The sequence below is a fragment of the Lentilitoribacter sp. JB5-8 genome, assembly GCF_055693385.1.
On record NZ_CM146332.1, the window covers coordinates 3,420,152 to 3,444,156 of the forward strand.

Genomic DNA, 24,005 nt, shown 5'->3' on the forward strand with positions numbered 1-24,005 from the left:
TCAGGTTCTGAATTATCTAACCACATGCACCGAGCATTTGGAGTGCCGAACGATGCGCGCTGCATTTGGCCCCAAAAGATAATCGGCGAAATCTGGTTTGTGTGCGCCCACAACAATAAGATCAGATTCAGCTTTACTCGCCGCATTTAGCACTTGCTCATAAGTTTTACCGAAGGCGATGATGTGGCGCACTTTTTCATTTACCTCAGCGCCCAATGCGCTGGTGACCTGCGCATTGAGTTGTTTTGAGGCTTCAGCCATCATTTCATCATGATGCTCTTCTTTAAAGAAACCGCTCACAAGGCTTGTGCCGTAATCTGGAACAACGGTGATAACATCAAGCTGTGCATCATCCATTGCTGCTAGTTTTGCCGCCTGTTGAAGTACATTTGTATCTTCGCCAGGGTGACTGATATCGACGGCACATAGTACAGACTTACTCATGCGACTTCTCCCGCGTTTTCATTGGGTGTTTCAGGCTCTGATTTACGACGTCTGGATTGCAGCCAACCAATCAGGAACAACAGCAAGAATGCCGGTATAAATACAAGTTCCTTAGGAGACTGTTCAGAAGGTGCCTGAATGCTTTTGATTACCACAGGATCATCCAGATAGAAATCAAAGCTACCAAGAGTTTGTGCATATGGCGAGCTGAAAGACGGCTCATCCATTTTCACAACATCACCCTCTGGGATAAGCAACAAACCTGTTGCTTGAAGGCGTTCTTCCCCGCTGCCTTCCCCATCGATCGCGACCACGAGCGTTGTATCTTTATTTTCTCCAGTATCAAAATCAGGACCTGAAACGACTACGCGCAGCTCATCTCCAGCATTTGCATTACCAAGTGCAGTTGTAAACTGCGCCGGCTCAATGCTAGCAAATGGAGGCTGCAATCTATTCATTACGAAGTCTGGTCTAAACAGAACAAACGCTATCAAGACCAAAGCAACACTTTCATAAATGCGGCTTCTTGTAACAAACCAACCCATTGTACCTGCGGTGAACACCAATATGGCAATCGAGGCTACAATGAAGACAAATATGCCCTGTGTCAGCGACACATCAATGAGCAATAGATCTGTGTTGAAGATGAATACAAATGGAAGTGCCACCGTGCGAAGCGAATAGAAGAAGGCAGCAAAGCCTGTCTTAATCGCATCACCACCTGACACCGCAGCAGCTGCAAAACTTGCTAAGCCCACCGGAGGTGTCACATCGGCCATAATACCGAAATAGAACACAAACAAATGAACAGCGATCAAGGGCACAATCAGACCAGATTGTGCACCCAATTCAACCACAACACCTGCCATCAGAGATGACACCACAATGTAGTTCGCTGTTGTTGGCAAGCCCATTCCAAGAATAAGACTTAGCAATCCAACAAGAACCAGCATCAAGATCAAATTACCACCTGATAGGAACTCAACCAGATCAGCCATTACTTGACCAACACCTGTGAGTGTCACCGTGCCCACGATAACCCCTGCAGTTGCCGTCGCAAGACCAATACCGATCATATTACGAGCGCCATCAATCAAACCCTGAATAAGATCTGCAACACCATCTTTAAAGGCATTTACAGTTTCATTCTCGCCACGGAAAATAGATTTAAGCGGACGCTGGGTTAGCAGGATCACAAACAGCAATGCTGTTGCCCAGAATGCTGACAGACCCGGTGATTTTTGTTCGATCATCAAGAAGTAAACAAGAACGATGATTGGCAACAGATAATAAAGACCAGCTTTATAAATCTCAGCAATTACCGGAAGTTCAACATCTTTTGCATTTGGATCATCTGGCTCAAGATCTGGCACTTGTGCAGCAAACTTAAGCAGAACAACATAAGCAACAAAAACGAGGAACGCCAGAATACCGCCCGACCCTTCAGGGAAGAGCGAGGTTATCCATTTGACCGGATATTGAACCCCATAACAAAGACCCGCAAATCCTGCGAAGAACAAGGCCATGCCACCAATTGTGCGACCGAGTGATACAACGCGGTTGCCAAGTGTTGGCATGTTAGATTTCACAGCTTCCAAATGCACAATGTAAACAAGTGCAATGTAAGAGATCGTTGCAGGTAAGAATGCATGCGTGATCACTTCAACATATGAAATACCCACATATTCCACCATCAAGAACGCCGCAGCACCCATCACAGGTGGCATGATCTGTCCGTTCACCGAACTTGCCACCTCAACGGCACCCGCTTTTTCAGATGAGAAACCAACGCGTTTCATCAATGGAATGGTGAATGTACCAGTTGTCACAACATTGGCAATTGATGAACCAGAGATAAGACCAGTTGCTGCGGAACCAACAACGGCCGCTTTCGCTGGACCACCTTTAAGGTGACCTAGTGCGCCAAACGCCATCTTGATGAAATAGTTACCAGCGCCCGCTTTATCGAGCAGCGCACCAAATAACACAAATAAGAATACGAACTTGGTAGATACGCCAAGAGCAATACCGAACACACCTTCTGATGTGATCCACATATGACTCATAGCTTTCTTCAACGAAGCGCCTTTCCAACGAATTACGTCAGGGACAATTTCGGAAGATCCAAAGAACACATAAGCGAGGAAAATCGTTGCAATGATTGCCATTGCTGGCCCCAATGCGCGACGAGCTGCTTCAAACAAAAGCAATAATCCCGCAAGTGCGAACCACTTGTCGACATCATCGGCTAATCCGCCAGCATCAACGATTTTTTGATAAAAGATAAATCCATAGAGCGCGATAAAGGCCGCTAAAATCGCCATAATCCAATCTTGAATTGGAATGTAATCGCGCGGACTTGATTTGAGCGCTGGATAGGCCATGAAAGCAAGGAAAATTGCAAATGCCAAATGCAGCTGACGAGAGTTGTTAATGATATCACCAGGCAAAACATAGTTTGCAAGTGGCGATGCTAAAATGACCTGAAAAACCGACCAAATGACTGCTACGATCGCTAAAAATGTCCCCACTGACCCTTGGGGAGAACGGGCACCAGCGTCCGTTGCGGCTACTAATTCTTGTAGCTCTTCTTCGCTTAATGCACGGTTTTCTTTGCTATTATCTGCCATTGAGATGTCCCCTCGACTATCCATGGAAAGCTATAACGAAATGCAAAAGGGAGGGCATTTCTGCCCTCCCGCCCTGTAAAAGAAACTTACTCGATCAAGCCAGCTTCTTTATAGTATTTTGCAGCGCCCGGATGTAGCGGCGCAGAAAGACCGGCTGTTGCCATGTCTTTTGGCTGGAGGTTTGCAAAAGCAGGGTGAAGTTTTCTGAAGTCTTCGATGTTTTCCATCACAGATTTCACAACTGTGTAAACAGCTTCTTCAGACACAGCAGTCGATGTTACGAATGTTGCACCAACACCAAATGTTGTTGTGTCGCCATCGTTGCCACGGTACATGCCGCCTGGGATAGTTGCTGAACGGTAGAATGGATTATCATTGATCAATCCGTCTACAGCGCTACCATCAACAGTCACAAGAACACTGTCACATGCTGTTGTTGCTTCTTGGATTGAACCAGATGGGTGACCCACTGTGTAAACCATCGCATCGATTTGGTTATCACAAAGAGCAGCTGATTGCTCAGCAGCTTTCAACTCTGTTGCCAATGCGAAATCGCCAGTTGTCCAACCTTTAGCATCAAGAAGAACTTCCATTGTACCACGTTGACCAGAACCTGGGTTACCGATGTTTACGCGCTTGCCTTTAAGATCATCAAAGCTTGAGATGCCAGCATCTGCACGTGCAACAACTGTAAATGGCTCAGGGTGTACTGAGAACACAGCGCGTAGCTCTTCAAATTTACCAGCATCAGCAAATTTTGAAGTACCGTTATAAGCGTGATACTGCCAGTCAGACTGAGCAACACCAAACTCCAGCTCGCCTTCGCGAATTGTATTGATGTTATAAACTGAACCACCTGTTGATTCTACAGAACAACGAATACCGTGGTCTTTACGACCTTTGTTGACCAGACGGCAGATCGCACCACCTGTTGGGTAGTAAACGCCAGTAACGCCGCCGGTACCAATTGTGATGAAGTCTTCAGCAATCGCAGTTGTGCCCATCATAGAACCAAGTGCAAGCGTAGCTGTGAGAAGTTTTAAATTATTAATCATTGTAATCTCCCGATTAATTAAATTTTATTTCCGCAGGTCAGTGAAGGATTTTTGATCAGGTTCTTGTCTTAAAAAACAAGTCCGGATTCTATTATTTTGGACGCAATACCCCTTCCTGCTTAACTAAGAGGATCACATTCAGGCAAAAAACTGTCTATACGCGTGTTTACCTATACCGACAGCAGACGGCCCTAAAAGAGTTTACACGCACAAGAAAGAGACTTATTGCTTAACAATAAAATCATATTGATCATTATTAGGATAGAACTAATCTATTGATATATATATTGATTTTTGCAACTTAACTGTTGCAGACGCATAACCAGAGGGCCAAATATAATGAAACTTTCACTTGGTGCAATCCTGGCAATCTGGCTGTCCGGCTTGCAATTTATTGCCGTTCTTTTTGTCGTTTCATTCTATTTTGTTTCTTCAGAACGCGTATTGGTGGATCATGCTACAACGCTAATTGGAGAAGTTGGGCGCAGTTCAACTGAACATTCAAAAGGCTTTCTGGAACCGGCGATTCGAGCCACAGAACTGGCCAAAAACCTCATCGAAAGTGGTATAGTCGACAGCTCAAACACCGATGAATTGGAACGCTTATTGTTCCAGCAAATGCAAGTGGTCCCACAATTATCAGGGATGTATTACGGCGATGAACAAGGCAATTTTCTCTATGTCATGCGGAGTGAAAAATATGCGACCTATCGGACGAAAATCGTAAGACGTAATGTTGAACAAATTTCAACAGAACTTATCTGGAGGGATGAAAATTACGCAATTGTAAGACGTGAAACGGACCCCAGTGATAGATTTGACCCCCGTGTAAGACCATGGTTTGTGGATGCAAAAGAGAAACAAAGTTTAATTTGGACCGCTCCGTATATTTTCTTTTCATCGCAACGTCCGGGGATTACATCCGCCACACCTATAACATCTGCGTCTAATAAATTTGAAGGTGTGATCGGTGTCGATATAGAAATTGATGAGATATCACGTTTCCTATCAAGCCTGGATATCGGTAGCTCCGGTGTTGCCATGGCACTCTCAAATGAACGCGATGTGATTGCGCATCCCAATTCTGAGTTTATTCAAGAGACAGATCGATCCAACCAACTGAAATTTGTAAAAATTGACCAGATTGATGACCTTGTGGCAAGGGAAGCATTTGGCAATCTGCCGAACTTTCTTCAAGTCTCATCTGAGCAAGAAATTGAAGCTGAGTTTCAATACAATAACGGGACATATGCATCTATCCTCATTCCCGGATCAAACCATGATTTACCTTGGTCAATTGCGATTTACGCTCCTTTGAGCGACTTTATCGGTGGTATTGAAGAAAACAGAACACGCAACATTTGGATAGCAATGTTCATTGCGATGGTCACTGGCCTCATCGGTTTGCAAATTGCCAACCGAATTAACAAACCTATCCGAGATTTTGCAGTTCGAGCCGGACTGGTCGCAAGCGGGGATGTTTCGAAATCCAACGCCAGCGCGCAAACCTATCCAGAACTTGAAGAAGTCAGCGAGACACTGGCAAGTGAAATAGCACAGAGAAAAACCTTTGAGCGCATTTATGGTCGAACATTTAGTTTGGCATCGCGCGGTATGGCACAGATATCATCGAGCGATGGACATTTTATAAGGGTAAACCAACAACTTGCCGATATTTTAGGTTACACAACTAAAGAAATGGTCGATATGTCGATCAATGATATCTTGCATCCTGAAGACGCAGACAGCTATATTTCGTTCCAGAAAACCATGCATGATGATTACGAATATAATCAGGAAAAACGTTATATCCGTAAAAATGGTGATATCGTTTGGCTGCAGGTCAATGCGTTCTTAATTCGAGATAATTCGGGCGACCCTATGTATGCAGTTGCGACCGTTGATGATAGAACCGAGCAGAAAAAAGCTGAAACCAAAATCAATGAATTAAGCCGAGATTTATCTCACTTTGCACGCGTTAATATGATGGGGCAAATGGCGGAAGGTTTAGCACATGAGCTCAACCAGCCACTCACATCAATCACGCAAAATGTTGATGCTGCACTTCTTACAATTAAAGACCTACCCGATGCTGATCCAGAATTGGTAGAAATACTCAATGACATGGATCGACAAGCCCACCACGGCGCTGAAATTATTCGAGCATTGCGCGGGCTGGTTCGCAAAGATGACGGCGGGAAATCGAAATTTGATCTCGCTGAGCTGTTGGATCAAACCTTGCAACTACTAAAACCTGAAGCCAATGAACACAAAATTTCGATATCTCTTATGGCAAACGATATACCTTTGGCGTTCGGCAATAGAGTGCAAGTTGCACAGGTTGTTGTAAATCTTGCACGAAATGCGATAGAGGCCGTTGAGGCTAAAAACCCAGATGAACGTGAAATTGTTATTGAAACTTCAAAGCGAGATAAATTCATAGAAGTTCATGTCATAGATACAGGCCCGGGCATTGATCCTAATGTTGATCTGTTTGCACAATTTGAAAGCAGCAAACAGGACGGTATGGGGCTTGGACTATCTCTCAGCCGAACGCTCATTGAAGCAAATGGTGGCAAGATTTGGTATGAACCAAAAACCAAAGGTCGCTCTCGCTTTTGCTTCACAATTCCAGTTGCTGTGATAAGTTAAATCATCAAAGGAACTATATTGCATGTCCCTCATGAAAGATTTCACCGTTTTTATTATTGATGATGAAGAAGATATTCGCACATCTTTGACCAGATCATTGACCAAACGCGGATATAAAGTTGAAAGTTTTTCGTCAGCCAATAGTTTTTTAGAGACCTATGATCAGACTAATTATGGTTGCTTGCTATTGGACTATGGCATGCCTGGAATGAATGGGCTTGAACTTCAAAACAAACTGATTGAAATGGATATCTCAATCCCGATTATTTTCATGACCGGCCATGGTGGCATTCCACAATCCGTTCAAGCAATAAAAGCAGGTGCAGTCGACTTCCTGGAAAAACCCTTCCAACAAAAGGTACTTTTAAAAGCAATTGATGCAGCATTTGAGCAGTCGGCTATTGTCAATCAAGAAATTGAAGACGCAACTGTACTGAAAGCAAAATTTGAAACACTCACGACACGCGAAAAAGAGATCGCAGAATTTATAGTGCAAAATCCCGCTGACACGTCTAGCAAAAATATCGGGCGCCAATTGGATGTAAGTCCGAGAACTATCGATCATCATCGAGCGCGCGTTCTCGAAAAAATGGATGTCACTTCGGTCGCAGAATTAATCGAAAAAGCTATCAAATCCAATTTGTTTTCATAGATTGGTTTGGGGACACTCCAAAGCCTATTAGATATCAAACCACCTCCTAGAAAGGGCATTTATGTCTAGTCATCAAACACTGCCAAAAATCATGGTTGCACCCAATGGTGCAAGGCGCACTAAGAAGGATCACCCTGCCCTTCCCATCGATATTTATGAGACTGCTGCGACAGCAATTGCGTGTCGGAAAGCAGGCGCCGACGGACTGCACATGCATATTCGCAGCAGAGATGAGATGCATACGCTAGATCCGGGTTTATATCTTGAAGCACTTCAGGAAATGGAACATGTTGTCCCGGGATTTTACGTTCAAATCACAACAGAAGCTGTGGGACAATATTCACCCCAACAACAGCGTGATGTAGTGCAGAAAATCATGCCAAAAGCCGTTTCCATATCCATTGCGGAAATGCTGTCAGACGGTGAAAGCGAACAAGCAAAGCACTTTTATGACTGGTGTCTTGATAGCGAAATATCAGTTCAACACATCATCTATAATGTTAATGATTTAGCACGCATTGAAAGCATGAATTTACTGAATGAACAAACTGCGACCCAATTGCTATTTGTGCTCGGGCGTTATACCAAAAACCAGCAAAGTTCACCAAATGATTTAGACCCATTTCACAATTGGGTTCAAAAGCAAAACGCAAAACTGGATTGGGCAATATGTGCTTTTGGACAAGGTGAGACAGATTGCCTTGTTCATGCGCATCAACATGGCGGCAAAGTTCGGATCGGCTTTGAAAACTCACTCTGGCATAAAGATGGTTCCGTCGCGAAAGACAATGCAGAGCGCGTTGAAGAATTTATCAAATATCGCGATGCGTTAAGCTGACCGTTCAATCAAATCAGGTGCGACTTGACTTGACATCGCACCAGCAAATACTTGCCCTACGCCGATTAATACAGGTTCGTCATAACCTATCTCTGCAATACCAACTTCAATCTCATTAAGGCATCCAAACCAAGTTTGCTGATTATCCCGTGAAATAGAAGATGAGATCACAACTGGCATTTGACCACTCATACCTTCTTCAAGCAAGCGGGCTTTAATTTGCGCAGCTGTTCGGCCGCCCATATAAAAGATCGATGTTGCGCTTTGATCTGCAACGGCCTGCCAGTTCACGCTGTCAGGTAATTTTCCTTTCTTGCTATGTCCGGTGATAAACCGCACTGACTGAGCATGATCGCGATGCGTGAGCGATACGCCCAGCTGTGCAGCCATTGCCGAAGCCGCTGTAATGCCTGGGATGATAGATACTGGGATATTATGTTGCTCGAGCGCACAAATTTCTTCACCAGCACGGCCAAACACCGATGGATCGCCTGACTTTAACCGAACAACATTTTTGCCTGATTTAGCAAAATTGAGCATCATCGCATTGATATCATCCTGCTTGCAGCTTTCGCGCCCGCCGCGTTTACCAACCAGCATGCGTTTTGCTTCGCGGCGCGCAAGTTCCAAAACATCTGATGAGACTAAATCATCAAACAATATAACATCAGCTGATTGCAGCGCGCGCATGGCTTTAATCGTCAACAGTTCAGCATCACCCGGACCTGCACCAACAAGTGTCACCTTGCCGGTTTCATTTCTGGCTTTCATAAGTTTCGCATTATCTAAAAGCGCATTTTCCGTTGCCTCATCTGCGGTTTTCGAAAACGCTTGATCAACAAAGTGCTCCCAAAAAGCACGTCGTTCTTTACCCGGTTCAAGCAGATCGTTAATCCGCGCTCTGATCGACATCGCGGTTTTTGCCCAAGCCTGTAGATATACGGGCAATAACATTTCAATCCGACGCCGAATGGCTTGACCAAAAATTGGTGCAGCACCATCGGTTGAAATGCTAATAATTGCCGGACTACGGTTAACAATTGAGCCAAATTGAAACTCGCAATAATCGGGCATATCAATCACATTAACAGGAACACCTGATGCTTTTGCCGCACAATAAAACGCTTTTGCAGAACCATCACTTTCCATATCACCGATGGCAATTTGAGCATTTTCAAAAATGTCTGTCGCCCACGGTCTATTATGCCAAATAATCTGCTTTGGATTAGCAGCCATCAAAGCATCAAATTCTTCATCTAGCTCGCTTGCATATAAATGCACACAGGCCCCAGCAGCCACAAGCAATTCACATTTCCATGCAGCAGCATCTGAGCCACCTGCCAAGACAACTTTCTTGTCCTTAAGCTTGTAGAAAATCGGCAAAACAGCCAATTCCCCTATGCGTTCCGGACGCGCTCTTTTTCGCTTTTTACTCTGCGGCAAGGATCTGATTGTCATGAATAATCTCACTTATTTCTGCTCGGCATGAGCCGCAATTTGTTCCAGCAGCAGTCGCTTCACTAATAGCATCAAGGCTTAAGCAGCCTTTGTGAATTGCACCCAAAATCTCATTTGATCCGACAGACATACAGCTACAAATAATTTGCCCTTTATCGGGCTGATCCATGCTGGGACGTCCAGCAATTATTTTGTAGCGGTCTGCAATGGTCTGAAAGCGCTCCGACAGCTGCTCACTCGCCCAATTTCGCGATACTTCAACAGGCGCCTTGCTCAAAAACAGGGCTATTTCTAACTGTTCATCATTGAACCAAGCATATCTGCTACGCCCAGTATCGTGATCTAAGTATGAAATGTCATTGGCTCGATCTTTCAGTCCCCAAATGCTTTGATTGGAGAAATCAATGTCTTGAACTGAGCGATGCGCGAACTCCAATTTCCAACCGTCAACGCACTTTGATAAAGCCCAGTAATCAAATTTTGGCGGCACCGGTTTGTTTTGCGACACCAACAAACCGTATGTTGCGACTTTCGCTGGACGCAGTTCAACAGGAACATTTTTCAGCGCAGGTTGACCCGATACGGGATCTGTAATGGAAGGCACAAGCACATCTACCCGCGCATTGGCGGCAAACTGATCTGTCCAATGCATAGGTACAAATACGCTGCCCTGTTGTTGTCGCTTAGTAATGAGAGCACGGACGGTGATCTTCCCATGCGCTGTTTCAAGCTCCACAAGAGACGCAGGCTCTAGTAACAATCGCTCAGCATCTGTGGGGTGAATTTCGCAATAAGGTTCACCCAAATGCGACGATAGTCGAGCGCTTTTGCCAGTCCGCGTCATCGTGTGCCAATGATCGCGGATCCGGCCGGTGTTAAGAGTTAGCTCATCGCTCTTACTCTGAACATTTGCTTGGAAAGCAACTGGCAGAATATTGGCGCGCTTGTTCGGCGTATAAAACTCACCTTTGGCAAAAAATCGTGTTTTAACACGCCGTTCTTTGCCTACAATCGGCCATTGCACCGGTTTTAACTCGTCATATTCAGCTTCTGAAACATCAGCCAACCCAGAGACATCAAAATCGCGCAATCCATCATTTTGATAACCTGATAGCTTTGCATGCTCGATGAATACAGCGCGCGCATCTGGATAATCAAACGCCCCTGCAAACCCCATGCGTTTACCCACTTCAGCCAGTTGCCACCAATCAGCTCTGGTATTGCCGGGCGCAGGCAACATAGCTTTCTGGCGCGATATACGGCGCTCTGAATTGGTAACAGTTCCGTCTTTTTCACCCCACGCCAAAGATGGCAGTTTCACATCAGCCAAGGCAACAGTGTCAGTTGAGTGAAGAACGTCTGATACAACAACAAAAGGACAGTTCTTGATCGCTTCTTTAACGTCATTAGCCTGGGGCATTGAAACAACAGGGTTTGTCGCCATAATCCAAATTGCTTTAATGCGGCCGTCTTTCACAGCGTTGAACATGTCAACCGCTTTTAACCCGGTTTCAGACGCAATCGTCGGCGATTGCCAAAACGTCTGTACGAGGTCGCGATGTACTGGGTTTTCAATTGCCATATGCGCTGCCAACATATTTGCAAGACCACCAACCTCACGCCCTCCCATTGCGTTCGGTTGTCCGGTGACAGAAAAAGGACCCATTCCTGGTTTCCCTATTCGACCTGTGGCCAAATGACAGTTGATAATCGCATTGACTTTATCACTGCCAGATTTTGATTGATTAACACCTTGGCTATAGATCGTTACCGTTTTTTCGGTGTTGGCAAACATCTCGTAGAACTGCTGAATATCAGACACCTCAAGAGATGTTGCCTGCGCAATTTTCTCCATTGTGAGATCTTTTAGCTGCGCCAATGCGTCTGTTAAGCCAGAAGTATGATCTTTGACAAAATCATGATCTTCACAACCCTGATCGTGAAGATGTTTTAACAATCCAGTAAACAGCGCGACGTCACCATCTGCTGAAAGAGGTAGATGCAAATCAGCAATATCTGCGGTCATGGTGCGGCGTGGATCAATCAACACCACTTTCATCTCAGGGCGCGACTGTTTTGCAGCCATGATGCGTTGATACAATACCGGATGGCACCAAGCTAAATTGGAACCAGTGAGAACAATAAGGTCTGCAAGCTCAAGATCTTCATAGCAACCTGGTACTGTATCTGAACCAAATGCACGTTTATGCCCTGCAACAGATGACGCCATGCAAAGGCGGGAATTGGTATCAATATTTGCGGAACCAATATACCCCTTCATCAATTTGTTGGCGAGATAATAGTCCTCTGTCAAAATTTGACCTGAGACGTAAAACGCAACGGAGTTAGGGCCATGCTCTTTGATGGTCTGAGAGAACTTCTCTGCGACCAGATCAAGGCTCTCGTCCCATGAGGAAACTTCACCATTAATCTCTGGTTCTAAAATCCTGTCATCTAACGAGATTGTTTCTCCAAGTGCAGAGCCCTTTGAACACAATCTGCCAAAGTTTGCCGGATGGTCGGGATCACCCTTTATATCAAGTGATCCATCTTTTTGGGGTGTCGCCAACACTCCACAACCAACACCACAATAAGGACATGTTGTCTTAATTGTTTTCGGCAAATCCTGCGTCATTATTCTTTATGTCCATCAAGAGACAATAAAATGTCTCCATCTTCAATTTTAACTGGATAGGTCATTGTTGACCCTTCATCTGCGCCTTGCGCAGTTCCTGAAGAAAGGGAAATGACCCAATTGTGCAAAGGGCAAGTTACACAACCGTCATGGACAATACCTTGACTAAGTGGGCCATTTTTGTGTGGGCATTTGTCTTCAAGAGCAAAGACTTGATCATCGGCTGTACGAAATAATGCAATTGTAACATCACCGTTTTTCACACAGCGCGAACCCCTTACAGGTATGTCATCCAGCTTGCCGATGGCAATCCAGTTTTCTGTCATTGCATTCATTCTGCTGGCTCCAGTTTTAGATCTGCCATTGGTTTAAATTCATGTTTATCCTTACCGGAAACACGCTCGTTCCAAGGATCAACTTGTGCAAATTTTTGGCTAAAGACAAAGCGCTCATAATAGGCTTTTCGCATTTCAGCATTGTCCATAATCTGAGATCTAATCTCATCAAGACCAATACGTTTTGCCCACTTATAAATACGCTCTAAGTAGCGCCCCTGCTCTCGATACATCTGCGCAAGTGCCACAACATGTTCCATCACTTCTTCTTCGGTTGAAACATTACCGAGGATTTCCGTACCTTTAATATCTAGACCAGCAGCTCCCGCAAAATGGATTTCGTAACCGGAATCTACGCAAATGACACCGATGTCCTTACACGTTGCTTCCGCGCAATTTCGAGGACAACCAGATACTGCAAGTTTGAGTTTTGCAGGTGTCCATGACCCCCACATAAACTTCTCCAGCTTGATACCAAGGCCGGTTGAATCTTGCGTTCCAAAACGACACCAGTCAGATCCAACACAGGTTTTAACTGTACGCAAACCTTTTGCATAAGCCTGACCCGAGACGAAACCTGCCTTACCAAGATCAGCCCATACCGCGGGCAAATCTTCTTTTTTGATGCCCAACATATCAATACGTTGACCACCTGTGCATTTAACAGCAGGAATATCAAACTTATCCACCACATCAGCAATCGCACGAAGTTCAGATGACGACGTCATCCCACCCCACATGCGCGGCACAACAGAATAAGTACCGTCTTTTTGAATATTGGCGTGCACGCGTTCATTGATGAAGCGAGATTGATAATCATCGGCATATTCATCAGGCCAATCGCAAACCATATAATAATTGAGCGCGGGACGACATTTTGCACAGCCGCACGATGTCTTCCACTCCAATGCCTGCATTAAATCAGGAATTGTTTTAAGCTCCTTGGCTTTTATCAAACGACGAACATCATCATGACCTAAATCAGTGCATGCACACATAGGAGTTATCGCAGCTGGATTATAACTGTCACCGAGCGTAACAGACATAAGCTGTTCAACAAGTCCGGTACACGTACCGCAAGATGCTGAAGCTTTTGTGTGCGCTCTGACATCATCAAGCGTCGTTAAATTCTTATCCTTGATTGTATCAACAATTGTGGATTTGCAAACGCCGTTACAGCCGCAGATTTCTGCATCATCCGGCAAGGCTGCAACGGCCGCCGTGGGGTCCAAGGGGGTGCCCCCTTGATAGGCTTGACCGAAAATCAGTGTTTCGCGCATTTCAGAAATATCTTCGCCTTTTTTCAATAAATTATTGAACCAGGCGCCGTCAGATGTTTCCCCATAAAGTACCACACCGATAATCTTATTATCTTTGATGACTAAGCGTTTATAGATACCTGCTTGCGCATCGCGAAGTACGATTTCTTCGCGATCTTCACCTTGAGCAAAATCACCCAATGAATATAGATCGATACCAGTTACTTTGAGCTTGGTTGCTGTTTCAGCATGTTTAAATGCCTCACATGGAATGCCAGCTAAGTGATCCGCTGCAATTTTAGCGGTCTCATAAAGTGGTGCAACAATGCCATAAACCTGACCACCAACCTCAGCACATTCCCCCAGCGAGTAAACATCTGGATCACTGGTCACCATGCGACCATCAACCAAAATACCTCGACCCACATCAAGATCAGCTTCTTTGGCAATTTCAGCGTTTGGACGAATACCAACCGCCATAACAACAAGTGAGGCAGGAAGGATTGTGCCATCTTCAAGCTCAAGACCTTCAACCTTGCCATCACCTACAATTTGTTTTGTGTTGGATGAGGTATGAATTTTAATGCCGCGGCCTTCCAATTCGCGTTGGAGAAGATGACCTGCAGCTTCATCAAGTTGGCGTTCCATCAATGTTGGCATCAAATGCACAACAGAAACGTCCATACCTTGTTCTTTAAGACCTGCAGCAGCTTCAAGTCCCAACAGACCGCCACCAATCACAACTGCTTTGCCGCAAGATTTCGAAGCTTCCAACATCGCCTCAACGTCATCAAGATCACGATAGGTTAGAACACCTGGTAGGTCATGTCCTGGCACAGGAATAATAAAGGGATTCGAACCAGTCGCGACGACCAACTTGTCATAAGAAACCATTTCCCCTTTGTCAGATGTCACTGATTTGGCTTCACGATCGATATTGGTAACTTTATGCCCTTTTAAAAGCGTGATATTTCGCTCGTCATACCAGCTATCACCGTGAATGATGATTTCCTCATATGTCTTTTCGCCCGAAAGAACTGGTGAAAGCATAATCCGGTCATAATTGACCCGCGGTTCAGCATTGAAAATGGTTACATCATAAAGGTCAGGCGCTTGTTCATACAATCGCTCCAACATACGGCCTGGCACCATGCCGTTGCCAATGACTACAAGTTTCTTTTTCATGTTCTACTCCGCTGCCGTCTTTGGGTAAGCGGCCTCAATCATTACGTTGGAAAGTGTGGCATAAGCAACCAGCCAAGCGTCTTTAACTTCCTCGGTAAAGCTGTCAGCAAGCCCCTTTTCCAAGGTCCAGATCAACGCTTCGCCCACGACGTTGTAATGTTCAGGTTCAACACCATAATTTAAGTGGTTTTGCGCAAGTTTTTGCGCAATCGGAACAACCTGTTCAATATTGCTCAAGCCGTTGACAACCACGGTTAGTGCCTGCATCAGCTTTTTACCTTGGGCCGCAATGTCATCAGAAAACATAGGCTTTACGTCAGGTGCAATCTCAAACAATCGTCCGTAAAACAACTCCGCAGCTGTATCTGAAATAGGTGCAACTTTTGCAAAGCTGTCTTGAACCAATGTGATTTGTTCGGGTGTCATTTCCCTCTCCTATTCCGCAGCAGCAACTGATTTGTTTTGAGACTGACGCGCAATACGCGCCGCACGTTTTTCCTGGATAGACTTCAACTGTTCTTCAGATGGATCAGCTCCACCTTCATATGCTTCCAAGAAGTCAAGCAACTCTTCACGATAGGCGTAATAATCCGGGTGGTTAAGCAATGCTTTTCTGGAGCGTGGACGCGGAAGATCAACTTCCATGATATTACCGATCTTTGCATTTGGACCATTTGACATCATTACAACGCGGTCGGCGAGCAAGATGGCTTCATCCACATCATGGGTCACACAAATTGTCGTCACTTCTGTGCGTTTCCACACATCCATCAACACGTCCTGCAATTCCCAACGTGTGAGTGAATCAAGCATACCAAATGGCTCATCAAGTAAAAGCAATTTAGGTGACAATGCAAACGCGCGCGCAATACCCACACGTTGCTTCATACCATTAGAAAGGTCCATTGCTGGCTTATCCATGGAGTCTGCCAAACCAACACGTGAAAGATAATATTCAATGACTTCCTTGCGCTCATTTGCCGTGGCATGCGGGTAAACTTTTTCCACACCCAAGGCGACATTTTGGTAAGCTGTTAGCCATGGTAATAATGAAGGCGCCTGGAACACCACAGCTTTATCGGGACCTGCACTTTGAATATGCGTACCATCTAAGATAATACCACCAGCGGTGATTTCATTCAGACCTGAAACCATGGAAAGCACGGTGGATTTACCACAGCCTGAGTGACCAATCAGAGTGACAAATTCACCCTTTTTCATCTTCAGATCAAAGCCATCCACAACCGTCAAAGGACCTTTTGGTGTCGGATAAACCTTTTTGGTTTGCGAGAACTCAAGATAGGTGCGGTCGTGCTTTGCACCACTTTCAGCTTCATAAGCTTTTGGTAGTTTTTGTTCCTTGAGCTGTGAAATTGGAACTACATTCGGAAGGTTAAACTCCTGCGCAGTTTCAGCATCACGCTCAGCGCCGACAGTCATAAGATATTCTGTAACTTCCGCACGCAATTTGATGAATTCATCGCTTGAGTTCATTTCACCGCGATTACGAGGGCGCGGCAGATCAACTTTAAAATCCGGACCAAGTGTAGCATTTGGGCCAGGTTTTAATGGGATAATGCGGTCAGCAAGCAAAATTGCTTCATCCACATCGTTTGTGATCAGAATGATTGTTTTCTTTTCTTTCTCACAGATGTCCGCAAATTCGTCCTGCAACTTAGCGCGAGTTAGCGCGTCAAGCGCAGACAATGGCTCATCCAGCAGTAGCAATTCTGATTGCATCGCCAAGGCACGTGCCACAGCAACGCGCTGACGCATACCACCAGACAATTCCGCAGGTTTACGATCCGCTGCGTGAGACAATCCAACCATATCGACATATTTCTGGACAATCTCATTGCGTTCCGTTTTGCTTTTGTCTTTGAATACACTGTTCACCGCAAGGGCAACATTTCCAAAAACAGAAAGCCATGGCATCAAAGAGTAGGATTGGAATACAACACTACGCTCAGGGCTTGGACCGTCAATCTCTTTTCCTTTAAAGATCACGCCACCGCTATCTGGTTCAATAAGACCAGCAATGGCTGAAATCAAAGTCGTTTTACCAGAACCTGAAAAGCCGACGATTGCGATAAATTCGCTCTCTTCCACTTTCAGATTGATGTTGGAGAGAACCTCTGTTCGGTTCGCTCCTTCACCATAATGTTTTGAAAGATCTGTAATTTCTACAAAAGACATTTATCTGATCCTAGCGGTTGCTTGAGAATGTAAAGGCTTGCTGGAGTGTGTACATCACACGGTCGAGCATGAAGCCCACGATACCGATGGTCAGAACAGCAACCATAATTTTAGCCAAAGATTGTGATGAACCATTTTGGAACTCATCCCATACGAATTTGCCAAGACCCGGGTTTTGAGCAAGCATTTCCGCAGCGATCAACACCATCCAGCCAACACCAAGTGAGAGGCGAAGACCTGTGAAGATCAAAGGCAAGGATGAAGGAAGCACCAAGTTGGTGATTGTTTTATATGTTGGCAGCTTGAGAACGCGGCTCACATTCATAAGATCTTTATCGATAGATGCCACACCAAGTGCAGTATTGATCAATGTTGGCCATAGCGAACACAATGTCACTGTCACAGCGGAAATAAGCAGCGATTTCGGCATAAATTCCCACGGTGTCACATATGTTGCTGACACAATCATGGTCACAATCGGCAACCAAGCGAGTGGCGATACCGGTTTAAAAATTTGAATAAGTGGATTGATCGCACCGTTCACGGTTTTAGACAAACCAGATGCAATTCCAAGAGGAACAGCAATCACTGTCGCGATCACAAAACCAAGACCAACTGTGAACAAAGATGTCACAATCTGATCAAGATATGTTGGTTTACCAGTATAGTTACGGAACTTAACACGGTCTTCTTTACCGTCAGCGATCAGTTTTGCATTACGCGCATCTTGGCGCTCATAAAATGCAGCTGCTTTTTCTCGCTCGCGAATGTGGTCATCCCAAAGGTTACCTGCCTGTTCCCATACTTCAACTGGTCCAGGAACAGCACCAAGTGATGTTTGAACCTTCGGCGCAAGAATTCCCCATGCTGCCAAGAAGATCAAAATACCCATGAGTGGAACGATAAGTGAATTTTTAAGCTCACCCATTTGCGTTTTTACATCATCGCCACCCGCGATCTTTAGCAAAGGCACGAACCAGGAAAGTCCCAATGCCTCTAACCATGAGCTGGATTTATTCACGAAAGAAAGGAATTTACTTTTCCTCGATACCTCGGGGACGGAAGTCATTGCCTGTGCCATTTTAGGTCCTATTAATTATCTGAGAATTGGGTTGGCCGTTACTCGGCCAACCCACTATTTTGTTGAGTGTTAGCCTTTAACGTCGCTGCCTTCGATCATTTGGTTTGTTTTCAAACCGATCGTTAGGCTGTCGATGTAAGCGTTAGGTGCTTTTGCATCGAATGCGATACCATCAATGATGTCTTCAGCTGGTGTTGGTGCTTTGTAACCATCTGTACCGAATGGGAAGTCAGCTTTTTCAACGTAACCTTCTTCGATAAGCATCTCAGCCGCTGACATATAGATGTCTGGCAAGTAAACTGATTTTGCAACTTCATCATACCATGCATCATCTTTATGATCTGCAATCTGACCCCAACGACGCATTTGAGTTAGATACCAAACAGCATCTGAGTAGAATGGGTATGTCGCATAATAACGGTAGAACACGTTAAAGTCAGGCACATCACGCTTGTCGCCTTTTTCGTATTCAAAAGTACCAGTCATTGAGTTCGCAATCACTTCAGCATCCGCACCCACATATTCAGAACGTGCAAGAATTTCTACAGCTTCCATACGGTTTGCGTTGTTATCTTCATCAAGCCATTTAGCAGCACGAATTAGCGCTTTCGTTAGAGCAAGTGTTGTGTTTGGATTTTGTTCTGTGAATTCTTTGGTTAGACCGAAGACTTTCTCAGGGTTGTTTTTCCAAATTTCATAGTCAGTGATGACCGGAACACCGATACCTTTAAACACAGCAGCCTGGTTCCAAGGCTCACCCACGCAATAACCATATATTGTTCCAGCTTCGAGTGTTGCAGGCATTTGCGGTGGAGGTGTTACTGATAGAAGTGCTTCCCCTTGGATTTGACCCGATACGTCAGTTGGCGAATAATAACCTGGGTGAATACCGCCAGAAGCCAACCAATATCTTAGCTCATAATTGTGTGTTGATACCGGAAACACCATACCCATGTTAAACGGCTTACCTTCTGAAATAAACTGATCAACAACAGGCTTAAGCGCATCAGCTTTAATTGGGTGAATTGGCTTACCTTCCCCATCCATTGGAATGTGAGGTTTCATCATTTCCCAAATTTCGTTTGAAACTGTGATGCCGTTACCATTCAAGTCCATTGAGAAAGGTGTTACGATATGTGCTTTCGTACCAAAGCCAATTGTCGTTGCCAAAGGCTGACCAGCCAACATGTGCGCGCCATCAAGCTCACCTGTAATCACACGGTCAAGCAAAACTTTCCAGTTCGCTTGTGGCTCCAAAGTAACAAAAAGCCCTTCATCTTCGAAATAGCCTTTTTCATAGGCAACAGCGAGTGGCGCCATATCTGTAAGCTTAATAAAGCCGAATTTAAGCTCATCTTTTTCAACATCAAGCATTTCAGCATGTGCTGTTGAGAAGGCACTGATTGCAAGTGTGGTTGTCACACCAAGCGCCAATGCGTTCTTTCTAATCACGTCAAACATTTTCTCTCCTTCAAAATGGGTTTACATGACCCACAAATAAAAAGCCGCCAAAACGACGTTCTGCTGGGAGGAGGATGCAGATACGAAGTTTTGGCGGCATTGCCTATTATTTTGGACCCGTCATTGGATCCGATTATTAGCCTTGGGAAGCTGTTTAGATATATGCAGGAAGTGTGCCAGTTTGAAAATTAATTTTTTTATTGTTAAATTTCAGACACTTAAACAAAAATATTTATTTTTACCATATGGTCAACTCTAATGAATGATCGAAAAAGCAGCAGAAATGAACATTTTTTGTGCAACGCAATAAAATTCTACAATTTTGATTGCCCAAGAATGTAGCGGTCAATTTGATCCGGATCGAATATATTGTCATCGAAGAAGCCGTCAGGGCCCAAATAGAGCGTATTTGAAGCAGCGCCAACAGCTGTTCTGGTTTTTAACGCTCCTTCAACCTTGGAATTTCCAGAAGGTATGACAGCATCAGTTGATTGCAGCGCAGCGCGATAGATATCGGGTCGGAAACTTGAACGAGCGATCTCTGCATTTTCAGCAGAATGCTCAAGGTGTCCCCAACGCACCATTTGGCTATAAAGCCACAAAGCATGACTTTGCCAGGGAAAGGTTGCAGCATTATTGTAGAACTCCAAAAAGGGTAAATTATGATCGGCATCTATTGAAACAGATGACGACAAAGATCCATTTAGAGCACCCAAGATTAATTCCGCTGGCATATTTAAATATAGTTCTGCAGACAGGGTATTTGCCAATTTTTCAAAATTCTGCTTGGCAGAACACCATTTTGCAGCCTTTACCAATGCAACTAGTAACGCTTGCAACGCATCTTGATTCTTATCCGCCCAATCAGATTGCACGGCCAAAACCTTTTCTGGGCTCGATGCCCAAATTGCAGTCTTGGTCGTAATGACTTTGCCTAGACTTTTTGAAACAGCAAGGCTGTTCCAAGGTTCACCAACGCAAAACCCATCAATCTGGCCAGCATTTAATGCATCGGCCATAAGCAGCGGCGGCACAATTTTTATTTGCACATCACGATCGGGCGATATGCCCATGGATGACAGCCAGTAACGTAGCTCAAAATTATGAGCGGAAAACGGGTGAACGACACCTAAATTGAGTTTTCGCTCACCACTTTGTTGCCATTTGGAAACGACGGCTTGAAAATATTTACCAGCAATTGATGCATCAAGCTCTCCGCCATAACCAAGCTCGGACATTTGCTTATAAATATAATGACTAACGGTCACTGCATTACCACCCATGCCAAGAGCCATGGGTGCAATAAGCGGTGTAGCAAATGGTGTTAATCCAAGATTGGAAGCAATTGGCATTGGTGCTAAACAATGAGCCACTTCAAACTGACCAACAGCCAATCGATCGCGAATATTAGCCCATGATGTTTCGCGCAACAAATTAAGAGCAATACCTTGCTCCTCGGCAAACCCCATCTCTTTTGCAATAATGAGTATGGCTGCATCTGTCAGTGGCAAAAAGCCAGAGTTAATTTCGATCATGATTGTCCCCCGTCAAGTAAGTTTGCCGACAGAACAAGGCTTTCAGCCACCTCAACGATCTTCCGGTTTTGGTTCATTGCTGTTTTGCGCAGCAATTTATAAGCTTCGTCTTCACTCACCGCGCGCGAGCTCATAATCAACCGTTTCGCCTGATCAATTACATTGCGGTTTTCCAATGCTGTTTTTGCTTCTTCCAATTCTCGTTCGAGTTTTGAGAATGCATTGAAACGGCTAACAGCCATATCTAAAATGGCTTTAACGCGATCTTGCCTTAGACCATCAATCACATAAGCCGATACCCCAGCATCAATAGCAGATTGCATCATCTCATTGTCGGATTTATCGACAAACATAGCGACCGGACGTTTCACAGCCCGAGAGAGCTGCAACGCATCTTCCAACATATCACGGTTTGGGTTTTGTAGATCGATCACAACAACATCAGGCGCGATCTGCGCAATCTTAGCCACAATTCCTGCCATATCGTTGATGATTGTAACATTTTCATGCCCAGCAGAGATTAATCCTGCTTCAATAATCGAAGCACGGGCGGCGTTTTCATCAACAATGACAACAGAAGGCATACGCGAAGACATGTCACTTATCATGTCTGATTTTAATTTATATTGCAACGCACAATAAAACTTTTAAACGAAAATGGTAAACCACAACAGCCATCACTGACTTGCACTGACCAATGCCATATCAGTCTAATGGCAACCCGCTTGGAACTGAATTGGGGATTCCAAATGGCAAATCATCAACTGTTTTTCCCGTCAGCGCTTTCATAAAAGCCACAAGATTATCAATCTCATTGGCAGAAAGTGCGATCGGTTTTATATCACGTACACTTGCCTGACGAGCCATCTCGCGACTGTCTTCTTGAATAGCAAAATCCACAGCTGCAATCCACGGGGCATCTGGTAAATTAACAAGATCGCGGCTCCAGCTAGGCCTTGCTTCAACATGTGCTCTGATAATACCTTCCAAAGTTGGATATGCCCCGTTGTGCCCGTAAGGTGCCGTTAGTTCGACATTGCGCAACATTGGCGTTCTAAAACGGTAAGCGTCCTCAAGTAGATCAGATTTCCCCATACGGCCGACATCACGCGGTATCGGATCAAACCGTCTCGTTCGCCCTGGTCCAAAAGCTGGCAACTGAAGTGCATGGAATTTTTGATCGCTCAGCAATGGACCTGAATGGCAGGATGCGCAATTGGCTTTACCAAAAAACAAATCCATCCCTTTTGATTGTTCTTCAGTAAGCGCTGCTCTATCGCCATTTAAATAAGCATCATAAGGACTATCAAAACTTTGCCATTCAAGTCCCATAAACGCCGCCAGCGCATTAGCGATATGTACAATTGTCACATCTTCGGAACTTTCAATATCGTCAAAGGCTTCTACGAAAGCATCCCCATATTGTGGGATCACCCGAACCCGCTTTGCTAAGATCGGCCAAGCAGCATCAATCCTATCATGCACGGCACCGGCAATTTCATTTTCTTTTGGATTGCCAGCCATTTCAAATTGCGCAACCAACGGAAATACCGCTTGCGCAGCTAACAGTGAATTAAATCCAGTGGGCAACCACTCTTCCGCAGGGCTATCAAATTCATTTTCATAGCGATCGCTGATACTCAATCGACCATCATGAAACATAGTATGAAGTGACTTTGCACCCAAATTCCAAAGCGCCGGCGCATTCCTTGGAATACGTTTTTTGATGCGATTATCGCCCTCACCCGTAATCCGTTTTGGCCCCAGTCCAATGCCACCCTCACCCACGCCTAACGCAAGTCCGTCACCTGTTCCAAAATCAGGATGATGGCATGTCGAACAGGCAATATTCTTATTCCCCGATAATATCCGATCATAAAACAAAAGTTGACCAATCGCAGCTTGCTGACGATCAAATTTTATGAAATCTTGGGAGCTAAGTTGAGCTGAATTTTCCGCATGAGTGGGAAGTGAAAAGCTCGCCATTAAAATTGACAGGAGTGCAAATTGTTTAATCGTAAAATTGCCAGTTTTATACTTGCGTCCACTCTGTTCAGCGCCCAACCAGCCCTTGCTGGACTTGAAGAAGGTCGCGATTTTATGGAGGCCAATGATTTTGAAGCTGCCATGCAAGAATTTTTGCCATTGGCGCGTTCTGGAAATGCCGATGCGGAAGAATTGATTGGTGTTATGTACGCGCTTGGTCTCGGGGTTGAACGCGATGATGAACGTGCGTTTGAATGGTATCTGCGATCTTCGCTTAAAGGTCATCCCGGTGCGCAAAGCGGTATTGGCTGGTATTACGAAGTTGGTCGCGGCATGCCCGCACCCGATCTCGTGCGCGCTTACACATGGTATGTTCTCTCGGCAATCGGCGGCGATCCCGACGCTGCGATTTCGCAGGAAGAGGTTGTAAAGAAAATGACCAAAGAACAAATTGATAAAGCGCATATTCTAATCGATGATTACAAAAGTTGGTTATATCCGTTTCGATAAAAGATCATAACATTTTGGCGCGTTGAGTCCATTTTACATCTCGGCATAACCGAACGGAATTCTATTCAAAAATTTTAAAAAAAGCCCCGCGAA

The 24,005-nt window shown here is 44.9% G+C and carries 18 protein-coding genes; 4 read left to right on the plus strand and 14 right to left on the minus strand.

Annotation, left to right across the window (positions count from 1 at the left end):
* Positions 1-12: 12 nt before the first annotated feature.
* From ACZ1GZ_RS16625 to ACZ1GZ_RS16635, 3 genes are all read right to left on the minus strand, one after another.
* Complete coding sequence (locus tag ACZ1GZ_RS16625) at positions 13-444, minus strand: universal stress protein (RefSeq protein ID WP_472665986.1); 432 nt, start codon at positions 442-444, stop codon at positions 13-15.
* The gene (locus ACZ1GZ_RS16630; protein ID WP_472665987.1) at positions 441-3,074 is read right to left on the minus strand and encodes a TRAP transporter permease; all 2,634 of its coding nucleotides are present in this window, start codon (positions 3,072-3,074) and stop codon (positions 441-443) included. Before ACZ1GZ_RS16630 ends, ACZ1GZ_RS16625 begins: the two co-directional genes overlap by 4 nt.
* An 86-nt stretch (positions 3,075-3,160) precedes the next feature.
* Positions 3,161-4,129 (minus strand): TAXI family TRAP transporter solute-binding subunit, encoded by a 969-nt coding sequence (locus ACZ1GZ_RS16635; protein WP_472665988.1) that lies wholly within the window; start codon positions 4,127-4,129, stop codon positions 3,161-3,163.
* Between the two features lie 339 nt (positions 4,130-4,468).
* Between ACZ1GZ_RS16635 and ACZ1GZ_RS16640 the strand changes: the two genes are divergently transcribed.
* The 3 genes from ACZ1GZ_RS16640 to ACZ1GZ_RS16650 all read left to right on the plus strand — a co-directional run bounded on the left by ACZ1GZ_RS16640 (position 4,469) and on the right by ACZ1GZ_RS16650 (position 8,271).
* Positions 4,469-6,781, plus strand: coding sequence for a PAS domain S-box protein (locus tag ACZ1GZ_RS16640; protein ID WP_472665989.1), 2,313 nt, complete (start codon positions 4,469-4,471; stop codon positions 6,779-6,781).
* 22 nt (positions 6,782-6,803) lie between these two features.
* Positions 6,804-7,433: a response regulator transcription factor gene (locus ACZ1GZ_RS16645; RefSeq protein ID WP_472665990.1), complete on the plus strand. Its 630-nt coding sequence runs from the start codon at positions 6,804-6,806 to the stop codon at positions 7,431-7,433.
* A 61-nt stretch (positions 7,434-7,494) separates the two neighbouring features.
* Complete coding sequence (locus tag ACZ1GZ_RS16650) at positions 7,495-8,271, plus strand: beta-keto acid cleavage family enzyme (RefSeq protein ID WP_472665991.1); 777 nt, start codon at positions 7,495-7,497, stop codon at positions 8,269-8,271.
* Here the strand turns inward: ACZ1GZ_RS16650 and cysG are convergent.
* The 11 genes from cysG to ACZ1GZ_RS16705 form a co-directional block, all read right to left on the minus strand.
* Positions 8,263-9,729, minus strand: coding sequence for a siroheme synthase CysG (gene cysG / locus ACZ1GZ_RS16655; protein ID WP_472665992.1), 1,467 nt, complete (start codon positions 9,727-9,729; stop codon positions 8,263-8,265). The genes ACZ1GZ_RS16650 and cysG overlap by 9 nt on opposite strands.
* The gene (locus ACZ1GZ_RS16660) at positions 9,701-12,352 is read right to left on the minus strand and encodes a nitrate reductase (RefSeq protein WP_472668340.1); all 2,652 of its coding nucleotides are present in this window, start codon (positions 12,350-12,352) and stop codon (positions 9,701-9,703) included. The genes cysG and ACZ1GZ_RS16660 overlap by 29 nt, the downstream gene beginning before the upstream one ends.
* 11 nt (positions 12,353-12,363) lie before the next feature.
* On the minus strand, positions 12,364-12,690 hold the full coding sequence (gene nirD / locus ACZ1GZ_RS16665; RefSeq protein ID WP_472668341.1) for a nitrite reductase small subunit NirD: 327 nt from the start codon (positions 12,688-12,690) through the stop codon (positions 12,364-12,366).
* A gap of 5 nt (positions 12,691-12,695) precedes the next feature.
* Complete coding sequence (nirB, locus tag ACZ1GZ_RS16670; protein WP_472665993.1) at positions 12,696-15,143, minus strand: nitrite reductase large subunit NirB; 2,448 nt, start codon at positions 15,141-15,143, stop codon at positions 12,696-12,698.
* A 3-nt stretch (positions 15,144-15,146) separates the two neighbouring features.
* Positions 15,147-15,569: a globin family protein gene (locus ACZ1GZ_RS16675; RefSeq protein WP_472665994.1), complete on the minus strand. Its 423-nt coding sequence runs from the start codon at positions 15,567-15,569 to the stop codon at positions 15,147-15,149.
* 9 nt (positions 15,570-15,578) lie between these two features.
* Positions 15,579-17,339, minus strand: a complete 1,761-nt coding sequence (locus ACZ1GZ_RS16680) for an ABC transporter ATP-binding protein (protein ID WP_472665995.1) — start codon at positions 17,337-17,339, stop codon at positions 15,579-15,581.
* A 10-nt stretch (positions 17,340-17,349) separates the two neighbouring features.
* Positions 17,350-18,420, minus strand: coding sequence for an ABC transporter permease (locus ACZ1GZ_RS16685; RefSeq protein ID WP_472665996.1), 1,071 nt, complete (start codon positions 18,418-18,420; stop codon positions 17,350-17,352).
* A gap of 69 nt (positions 18,421-18,489) precedes the next feature.
* Positions 18,490-19,881: a CmpA/NrtA family ABC transporter substrate-binding protein gene (locus ACZ1GZ_RS16690; protein ID WP_472665997.1), complete on the minus strand. Its 1,392-nt coding sequence runs from the start codon at positions 19,879-19,881 to the stop codon at positions 18,490-18,492.
* Between the two features lie 314 nt (positions 19,882-20,195).
* On the minus strand, positions 20,196-21,416 hold the full coding sequence (locus tag ACZ1GZ_RS16695) for a CmpA/NrtA family ABC transporter substrate-binding protein (protein WP_472665998.1): 1,221 nt from the start codon (positions 21,414-21,416) through the stop codon (positions 20,196-20,198).
* Complete coding sequence (locus ACZ1GZ_RS16700) at positions 21,413-22,012, minus strand: ANTAR domain-containing response regulator (RefSeq protein WP_472665999.1); 600 nt, start codon at positions 22,010-22,012, stop codon at positions 21,413-21,415. The genes ACZ1GZ_RS16695 and ACZ1GZ_RS16700 overlap by 4 nt, the downstream gene beginning before the upstream one ends.
* 109 nt (positions 22,013-22,121) lie before the next feature.
* A complete protein-coding gene (locus ACZ1GZ_RS16705) occupies positions 22,122-23,402 on the minus strand; it encodes a cytochrome-c peroxidase (RefSeq protein WP_472666000.1) in 1,281 nt (426 codons plus the stop codon).
* A 21-nt stretch (positions 23,403-23,423) separates the two neighbouring features.
* On the opposite strand from ACZ1GZ_RS16705, the gene ACZ1GZ_RS16710 reads away from it, so the two are divergent.
* A complete protein-coding gene (locus ACZ1GZ_RS16710; RefSeq protein WP_472666001.1) occupies positions 23,424-23,912 on the plus strand; it encodes a tetratricopeptide repeat protein in 489 nt (162 codons plus the stop codon).
* Positions 23,913-24,005 lie beyond the last annotated feature (93 nt).

Coding starts and splice junctions, on each gene's coding strand:
- ACZ1GZ_RS16695 (WP_472665998.1), bottom strand. CDS start 21,416: ATGATCGAAATTAACTCTGGCTTTTTGCCACTGACAGATGCAGCCATA.
- cysG (WP_472665992.1), bottom strand. CDS start 9,729: ATGACAATCAGATCCTTGCCGCAGAGTAAAAAGCGAAAAAGAGCGCGT.
- ACZ1GZ_RS16640 (WP_472665989.1), top strand. CDS start 4,469: ATGAAACTTTCACTTGGTGCAATCCTGGCAATCTGGCTGTCCGGCTTG.
- ACZ1GZ_RS16630 (WP_472665987.1), bottom strand. CDS start 3,074: ATGGCAGATAATAGCAAAGAAAACCGTGCATTAAGCGAAGAAGAGCTA.
- ACZ1GZ_RS16650 (WP_472665991.1), top strand. CDS start 7,495: ATGTCTAGTCATCAAACACTGCCAAAAATCATGGTTGCACCCAATGGT.
- nirD (WP_472668341.1), bottom strand. CDS start 12,690: ATGACAGAAAACTGGATTGCCATCGGCAAGCTGGATGACATACCTGTA.
- ACZ1GZ_RS16635 (WP_472665988.1), bottom strand. CDS start 4,129: ATGATTAATAATTTAAAACTTCTCACAGCTACGCTTGCACTTGGTTCT.
- ACZ1GZ_RS16700 (WP_472665999.1), bottom strand. CDS start 22,012: ATGTCTTCGCGTATGCCTTCTGTTGTCATTGTTGATGAAAACGCCGCC.
- ACZ1GZ_RS16705 (WP_472666000.1), bottom strand. CDS start 23,402: ATGGCGAGCTTTTCACTTCCCACTCATGCGGAAAATTCAGCTCAACTT.
- ACZ1GZ_RS16680 (WP_472665995.1), bottom strand. CDS start 17,339: ATGTCTTTTGTAGAAATTACAGATCTTTCAAAACATTATGGTGAAGGA.
- ACZ1GZ_RS16645 (WP_472665990.1), top strand. CDS start 6,804: ATGTCCCTCATGAAAGATTTCACCGTTTTTATTATTGATGATGAAGAA.
- ACZ1GZ_RS16685 (WP_472665996.1), bottom strand. CDS start 18,420: ATGGCACAGGCAATGACTTCCGTCCCCGAGGTATCGAGGAAAAGTAAA.
- nirB (WP_472665993.1), bottom strand. CDS start 15,143: ATGAAAAAGAAACTTGTAGTCATTGGCAACGGCATGGTGCCAGGCCGT.
- ACZ1GZ_RS16625 (WP_472665986.1), bottom strand. CDS start 444: ATGAGTAAGTCTGTACTATGTGCCGTCGATATCAGTCACCCTGGCGAA.
- ACZ1GZ_RS16690 (WP_472665997.1), bottom strand. CDS start 19,881: ATGTTTGACGTGATTAGAAAGAACGCATTGGCGCTTGGTGTGACAACC.
- ACZ1GZ_RS16675 (WP_472665994.1), bottom strand. CDS start 15,569: ATGACACCCGAACAAATCACATTGGTTCAAGACAGCTTTGCAAAAGTT.